Origin of the sequence: Streptococcus sp. GMD1S, from assembly GCF_000296875.1 — a bacterium.
Lineage (GTDB): Bacteria > Bacillota > Bacilli > Lactobacillales > Streptococcaceae > Streptococcus.
This window is the reverse complement of the sequence record NZ_AJQY01000047.1, coordinates 1-7,252: the sequence shown is the minus strand read 5'-3', so window position 1 is coordinate 7,252 and position 7,252 is coordinate 1. Positions and strand designations below refer to the sequence as shown.

The window sequence follows — 7,252 nt, the reverse complement described above, 5'->3', positions numbered from 1 at the left end:
TTTTTACGTTCTAGTTCCAGACGAGTCTCCTCGCTGGTTTGATTTTTATATTCTGGATTACTCCACTTAGGAACATTGGTCTTAGTCGAGCTAGTTTTCGATTTCTGGTCTTCTTGCCCTTTTTGCTGACGCTCTCGAATCCGAAGCACAGCTTCTTCTGCTGTCCGAATTTTTTGATAAGCATAGTCATTTGCGACCTTCATGGCATATTTTTCATTAACATTAGCCGAATCAACCTTGTTAAAGGTTAGAAGCAAGACGATATTGATGACTTCATCCAACAAGCCTAAAGACGCCATCTGGTGAAGGAGTTCTCGTTCGCTCTGGGTGATGTTCCCCTTACGCGTTTGCTTGATTTCCGCTAAAAAGTGCAGGGGAGTTTTATTTTTGGCTTCCCTGATAATGGTCATTTCTTTGGGGCTAAAGTCAGAAGGAACCTGCTTTTGCGCAAGCTTTTCACGCATGCGTTTGACTGAAATAACCTGAGCCAGCGCTGTCGCCTTGGCTAATTGATAAGTTTCAAACCAGGTCCATTTTTTTTCATCTGCGATGGCGAATAATTCCAAAACATCCGTTTGCTCGTCTTCAAAACGCAAGCCATCTCGAGCCATCAGACGCTGGAAATGTTCCAAATCAAAATCGTTTTTTAACTTGCTTTTAGACTCGCTTGGTGTCACTTCTTCAGTCAGGGTTGGAAAGACTTGGCTCAAAGAAACAGAGAGTGCTTCTCCCTCACTTGGAGCCTGCTTCATAGCAGAAACAGCTGTATCCCCAATCTTTTTCTCTAATAATCTGCTATAGACAGAATGGCTTAGAAATTCTTGACTGGAGAGGGGAGAATGAAGCTGCAATTCATAAGTTTCCCCCTTCTGATAAAGGGTCAACAAATCCAAAGCAGATAAGACTTTAAAGGATTGGAGCAAGGTCGGCATGCCGAAGTTTAAGTGATTGAGGATGTGGGAAAAGAGATGTTCCTTTTGCCCACCATCCCAAAAGGTAATGGTATATAGATAGAGGCTCAGTGCCTCCTGACCGATAATCGGGAGGTAGCACTGCACCAGAGAAGAGGTATCTTGCGACACCCGATTATTCTTTAGAAAAGAAAAACGGTCATTTGGTTTCATCTATTTTTCCTTTTTCTTCTTAGAGGACTGGGTGATCTGCTGGAGCAGACTCTCCAACTCACTCACATCCTTAAAGCTACGGTAAACACTGGCAAAACGAACATAGGTAATCTCATCAAGCTCTGCCAATTCTTCCATGACTAAGGACCCAATATATTCACTTTGGATCTCATTCTCACTGCGACTACGGAGTTTTTGCTCGATGCGATTGACCACCATGTTGATTTCATCACTTGACACAGGACGTTTCTGGGCTGAGCGGATAATCCCATTAAAGATTTTATCTCTTGAAAACTGCTCTCGCGTACCGTCTTTTTTGACGACAACCAGCGTTCTTTCTTCTACTCGTTCATAGGTTGTAAAACGATGCTGACACTCGTCGCACTCACGTCTTCGGCGGATGGTATTTCCTTCTTCGGCTTGTCGACTATCAACAACACTAGACTTGGTAGCCCCACATTTTGGACAACGCATGCATTTCCCTCCTTGTCGTTTTCTTTTCATTATACCATTTTTTGAGCAATTCCCAAAACAATTCTTATTTTTACTTGACAAGTTTTTTGTTTTATTGTATTATTTGATTAGAACAATAAAGACAAAGAAAGGAGACTATGATGTCCTGGTCATTTGATAATACAAAACCGATTTATTTACAGATTATGGAAAAAATCAAATTACAGATTGTTTCCCATGAACTGGAACCCAATCAACAGCTCCCTACCGTGAGAGATTTGGCGAGCGAGGCTGGGGTCAATCCCAATACCATTCAGCGCGCCTTGTCTGACCTCGAACGTGAAGGATTTGTATATAGCAAGCGGACAACTGGTCGATTTGTCACCGAGGATTTAGACCTCATCCTTCAGTCCCGCAAACAACTTTCCGAGGAGCAACTGCAACAATTCGTCTCTTGCATGCTCCAATTTGGCTACAAAAAAGAAGAACTGCCAAATGTATTAAGCGACTATATTAAAGGAGTTTAAGACTATGACACTACTAGCACTTGAAAATGTAACAAAATCATATGGAGCAACTGCGGCACTTGACAATATCTCACTAGAGATCTCAACCGGAAAGATTGTCGGGCTCCTTGGACCAAACGGATCCGGGAAAACAACCCTAATCAAACTGATCAATGGCCTCCTTCAACCAAATAAAGGACGTGTTCTTATTAATGGACAGGATCCAAGTCCTGCTACCAAGGCGATCGTCTCCTACCTACCAGATACAACCTACCTCAATGAAGAGATGAAGGTTAAGGATGCTCTAACCTATTTTAAAACCTTCTATCAGGATTTCAATCTCGAAAGAGCCCAACACCTTTTAGCCGATCTCGGTATTGATGAAAACAGTCGCCTCAAGAAACTATCAAAAGGGAACAAGGAAAAGGTCCAACTCATCTTGGTTATGAGCCGTGAAGCCCGCCTCTACGTTCTGGACGAACCAATCGGAGGCGTGGATCCAGCTGCCCGTGATTATATCCTCAATACCATCATCAATAACTACTCACCAACCTCTACGGTGCTGATTTCAACCCACTTGATTTCAGATATTGAGCCAATCTTGGATGAGATCATCTTCCTCAAAGACGGAAAAGTCGTCCGCCAAGGAAATGTTGATGATATTCGTTACGAGTCAGGTGAATCCATTGACCAGCTCTTCCGCCAGGAATTTAAAGCCTAAGCAAAGGAGATTATTATGTTTTGGAATCTAGTTCGTTATGAATTTAAAAATGTCAATAAATGGTATCTGGCACTCTACGGTGCTGTACTTGCAATTTCAGTTTTGATTGGAGCTTTTATTAACAGTCTTAGCCAGAGTTACAATCCTAACAATGCTGCTTATTTCATCTTCTTTTTAGTACTAGTCTTTGGAGGACTCAGCGTCACTCTTTGGATTGCAACAATCTTTTTAATCATCCGAAGATTCAAGGGTAGTGTTTATGACCGCCAAGGGTACTTGACCTTGACCTTGCCTGTCTCTGAGCACCAAATCATCATCGCAAAACTTTTAGGTGGTCTTGTCTGGTCCATCTTAAGCTATATCGTCTTTATCTTGAGTATATTGATTATCTTCTTCTTAACACCAATAGAAAAAGACTTCACTGCTCTCTATAACTTCATTTCCCCTTACCTCAGCTACGGCTGGCTGTATGCCCTATCACTATTTGTCAGTTCTATCGCATGGATTTTATCCATCTACCTCTCCATCTCTATCGGACAACTCTTTAATGAGTATCGAACAGCTATGGGGATTCTAGCCTATATCGTCATTGCCATCGTCATTGGTTATGTTTCTCTCTTTTTCCGAATTGAAAATGACTTTAACATGATGATTGGTACAGAAATTCTGCGCGATCTCTTTTTATCAGCTATCTACTATCTCGGTACCTACTATATCTTGAAAAACAAGGTTAACTTGCAATAAGTTAAAGGTCTAGCGACTCTGTATCGCTAGATCTTTTCTTTTAGATATATTGTATGAAAATGTGGATAAAAAGGAGTATAATAATTTTAAAAGTGATTACTGTATATTGATAAGGAGGGAGCTCTTTATGCTTAGAACGTTTGTTGCAAAGAAACACTTAACACTTTACTTCTTTTCGATTGCAATCACATGGCTGGAAGCGATTATTACGCCAGCGCTCATTCAGAGTATCGTTGCTAGTTTTACCAATCAAGAACTGGAACTTCTTTGGAAAGTGTTGATTCTGGGAATCCTTGGAAACCTCATCCTCTTACTGGGGCTAGCTGGAAAACGCTATTACTACGCTCGTTTGATTACTGATTTCAGATATGGAATTAAAAGCGCTATTTTCAAGCGATTCCTCAGCGGTTATGATATTGATGAAAAGGATATTTTGTCTGATTTAGAAAACGACGTCAACCAGTTAGAAAAGAGCTATATTGAGCCAACCGTTATCATTATTTCTTCTCTTGGTTTCACAACCGTCTCCATTCTATATGCCCTGTGGACTAATTTTTACCTAGGCTTGATTTTTATTCTCTTCTACTCCGTCCCTGTCCTCTGTAGTGCCATCGGATCTAAGCGTTTAGATTCACTTTCTGAAAAGCGGTCCACTATTAACCAGAGCTACTTATCAAGCTTGACAAATTTTATTGGCGGTAGCCAACAGATTCGTCATTATCAGGGACAGGACTTCTTTTTTGCTCGCTATCAAAATCAGTTACAGACTAGTTTGGATGCGGAAATACGATATGAGAAACAACGTACCCTAAACAGTCTCTTTATCAATAGCATCGATGCCTTTTGCTCCGTTGCCCCTATTGTCATTGGCGGTTTTATGACCTATTATGGTTATTTAAACGCAGCTAGTTTTGTAGCCATTTATCTCGTTTCTCATAATATTGGCTATCAATTCCAAGAATTAGCCTACTTTACTAACACCCGAAAAGCAACTCAATACCTCTGTGAAAAGTACCAAGTACTTTTCACAAATTCTAGTCCTATTTCTACTAGCACCTTCCAAAACATTTATCCCGTCCAACTAGAGAATATCTCTCTAGAAAAAGAGGGACAGGTCCTTTTATCCCCTCTTTCCATGCACATCAAGAAAGGAGAAAAGATTGCCATTATCGGTGAAAGTGGCTCTGGAAAAACGACTTTACTCAATATCATTCATGGAGAGTTGGCTGCGACCAGTGGACGGATTGCATTTGCTGGCCAAAGCCTATCACGCCAAGAAATCACGAGCGTTAGCTCCTATATCCTCCAAGATAGCCATTACTTTGACACGCTGTCTCTGGAAGACAATATCCTTCTAGGAATGACTAAAAAGCAAGAAAGGTTGAATCATATCCTCAAGACAACTGGTTTAGAACATTTGAAAAATCGAACTCTTAGCAACGATAGCCTGTCTGGTGGCGAGAAACAACGACTCGAAATCGCTCGCGCGCTCTATCACGACAGCCAACTCATCTTGGCTGATGAGATTAAGGCCAATCTTGACTTAGAGAATAGCAAAAAGATTAGCGACCTCCTCTTCTCGCTACCTCAGACAGTCATTGAAGTCATTCACCATTATACAGACGAGGACTTAAAACGCTACGACCAAGTCATTCATTTAAGCAAAGAAAAGTAAATCCTTACAAAATAAAATTGGAAAAAAGCAAGGAACTCAGCTTCCTTGCTTTTTAACTCAATATCAAACTGGCTACGATGGGGCTGACAAAGACGTAGAGAATACCAGTGACACCGATAGCCAAGCCACCCATGGCTCCTGCTACCGATCCGTATCGAAAGGCGGTTCCCGTTCCGACAGCATGACCTGTTCCTCCAAGAGAAAGTCCCACAGCCACTGGGTCATCGATCTTCAACCATTTCAAAAGGGTTGGTCCGATCACACTGGTCAAAATGCCAGTGGCCACTACGACGACCAAGGTCACAGTCGTCAAACCTTGCAATTTTTCTGTAATCCCCACTGCCATAGCGGTTGTCACTGACTTGGGAAAGAGAGAAATAGCTAGGAAAAAGTCCATGCCAAATATTTTCGCTACTATGGCAGTAAAGCAAGTATTGACAACTACTGCTAACAGACTACCAAAGAGAATACTGCGAGCATGGTGCTTCATCAAGTGAAAACTCTTATAAAGCGGAATCCCTAAAGCCACTGTTGACGGAACAATCAAATTGTTCAGATAAACCCCACCTTGGTAGTAATCTTGGTAAGAAATCCCCGTCAGCTTTAGAAAAATGATAATGAAAACAGCCGACAAAAGCAAGGGCGTTGTCAATGGATGGGGAAAACGTCTGTAAATCAGCATCCCCACTAGATAAGCAAGGATAGACAGGGCAAGCCCAAACAGGGGATTGGAAACAAATTCACTCATTTGGCATCTCCTTTCTCATAATCTCCCTCAAATCGTCTCTTAATGAACTGAACTACCACGGCTATGAGGATAATATTGATGACAGCTGCAAAAAAGACAATCAAAACGATGGGCAGGAGATAGGGAGCAATCACATCAAACTTCTCCATTATTCCCACTGCTGGTGGCAAAAAGAGAATAGTCATATTGGCCAGCAAGAAATTCCCCACCATGTTGACATGTCTGGTTCTCAGCCACTTGAACTGTAAGGCTAGAAAGAGAATAATCAAACCGATAATACTGCCTGGGATAGGCAGATGAAAGAAACTAGAAATTCCCTCACCGATCAATGAAATCACAAAGAGAATCATTAATTGAACATATAATTTCATTCTAAACTCCACGAAATAGACTTCTTGCATACCAGTTTACTCTTTTTTCAGAAAATTTCAAGGAAATATTGCAATTCTTCTCTCTTGCACGGATTAGTTAAAAGTAGTATAATCATTGCATGCGCAATCATCTTGTATTGCAGAAACAGTCACTAATGACTTTGTGATTTTTACTTTGAAAAGAAAGGAGAAAGCAATGACCTACTTAGAAAAATGGTTTGACTACAACCGCCATCAAAAAGAAATGGAAGCCTTGTTGGAAGAAACTATTGCCCAGCAGAGTGAACAAAGGCTGAACTTGAAAGAGTTTTACCTGCTCTACTATTTGGATCTAGCCGATGAAAAATCCTTACGACAGATTGATTTACCCGATAAACTCCATCTCAGTCCGAGCGCTGTTTCTCGAATGGTGGCACGATTAGAAGAGAAAAACTGCGGTTTGCTTAGTCGCAGATGTTGCGATCAGGATAGACGGGCTAGTTTTATCTGCCTGACTGACGAGGGACAAACCACCCTAGCTTACCTGCAAAAAGCCGTCGAAGAAAGACTGGAAACGAGTCTTGATTTCATTTCTTAATCAGATTTTTTAAAAAAGTTGCGTGCGCAATCATTTTTCTTGACATTCCTCTTTTCAAGGAGTACAATAAAGTCAAGATCGAACAAAGGAGTTTTATATGATCGAAATTACTTATCTAGACGCCAGTAAGCAAGAGAGAACCATGACTTTCGAGTCTTACCAAGACTTTGAACGTTCTCAACACGCCTGCCTCATCGGCGTTGCTGATTACTATACTGTCCAAAAATTAACCTACAATGGTCATGATTTGGACTACCATGGGACTTATGGAGATGTTTTCTTCTATCTCATGAAACAAGATTTAAGCCAATATAACTAAAAAAGGAGAAATAC

The 7,252-nt window shown here is 41.1% G+C and carries 10 protein-coding genes; 6 read left to right on the top strand and 4 right to left on the bottom strand.

Features of this window, described 5'->3' with window-relative positions:
• On the bottom strand, positions 1-1,124 hold a 1,124-nt coding region (locus GMD1S_RS06055), incomplete at its 3' end, for a DnaD domain protein (RefSeq protein WP_000803929.1).
• Positions 1,125-1,598, bottom strand: a complete 474-nt coding sequence (nrdR, locus tag GMD1S_RS06050; RefSeq protein ID WP_001203678.1) for a transcriptional regulator NrdR — start codon at positions 1,596-1,598, stop codon at positions 1,125-1,127.
• 140 nt (positions 1,599-1,738) lie between these two features.
• Here nrdR and GMD1S_RS06045 point away from each other — a divergent pair, with 140 nt between their 5' ends.
• From GMD1S_RS06045 to GMD1S_RS06030, 4 genes are all read left to right on the top strand, one after another.
• Positions 1,739-2,104 carry a GntR family transcriptional regulator gene (locus GMD1S_RS06045; protein ID WP_000119117.1) on the top strand — a complete coding sequence of 122 codons (366 nt, stop codon included), beginning with the start codon at positions 1,739-1,741 and terminating at the stop codon, positions 2,102-2,104.
• Positions 2,105-2,108: 4 nt separating this feature from the next.
• Positions 2,109-2,804, top strand: coding sequence for an ABC transporter ATP-binding protein (locus GMD1S_RS06040; protein ID WP_000173190.1), 696 nt, complete (start codon positions 2,109-2,111; stop codon positions 2,802-2,804).
• A gap of 15 nt (positions 2,805-2,819) precedes the next feature.
• Positions 2,820-3,548, top strand: a complete 729-nt coding sequence (locus GMD1S_RS06035; protein WP_000498769.1) for a hypothetical protein — start codon at positions 2,820-2,822, stop codon at positions 3,546-3,548.
• Positions 3,549-3,675: 127 nt separating this feature from the next.
• The gene (locus GMD1S_RS06030; protein ID WP_000946536.1) at positions 3,676-5,223 is read left to right on the top strand and encodes a streptosactin export ABC transporter GggC; all 1,548 of its coding nucleotides are present in this window, start codon (positions 3,676-3,678) and stop codon (positions 5,221-5,223) included.
• 52 nt (positions 5,224-5,275) lie between these two features.
• Here GMD1S_RS06030 and GMD1S_RS06025 read toward each other — a convergent pair whose 3' ends face one another.
• Together GMD1S_RS06025 and GMD1S_RS06020 are read right to left on the bottom strand one after the other, a co-directional pair.
• The gene (locus GMD1S_RS06025; RefSeq protein WP_001288947.1) at positions 5,276-5,971 is read right to left on the bottom strand and encodes an LrgB family protein; all 696 of its coding nucleotides are present in this window, start codon (positions 5,969-5,971) and stop codon (positions 5,276-5,278) included.
• On the bottom strand, positions 5,968-6,342 hold the full coding sequence (locus GMD1S_RS06020) for a CidA/LrgA family protein (protein ID WP_000781327.1): 375 nt from the start codon (positions 6,340-6,342) through the stop codon (positions 5,968-5,970). The genes GMD1S_RS06025 and GMD1S_RS06020 overlap by 4 nt, the downstream gene beginning before the upstream one ends.
• 196 nt (positions 6,343-6,538) lie before the next feature.
• Here GMD1S_RS06020 and GMD1S_RS06015 point away from each other — a divergent pair, with 196 nt between their 5' ends.
• A complete protein-coding gene (locus GMD1S_RS06015) occupies positions 6,539-6,919 on the top strand; it encodes a MarR family winged helix-turn-helix transcriptional regulator (RefSeq protein WP_000221641.1) in 381 nt (126 codons plus the stop codon).
• A gap of 97 nt (positions 6,920-7,016) precedes the next feature.
• On the top strand, positions 7,017-7,238 hold the full coding sequence (locus GMD1S_RS06010; RefSeq protein WP_000570263.1) for a DUF4649 family protein: 222 nt from the start codon (positions 7,017-7,019) through the stop codon (positions 7,236-7,238).
• Positions 7,239-7,252: the final 14 nt, after the last annotated feature.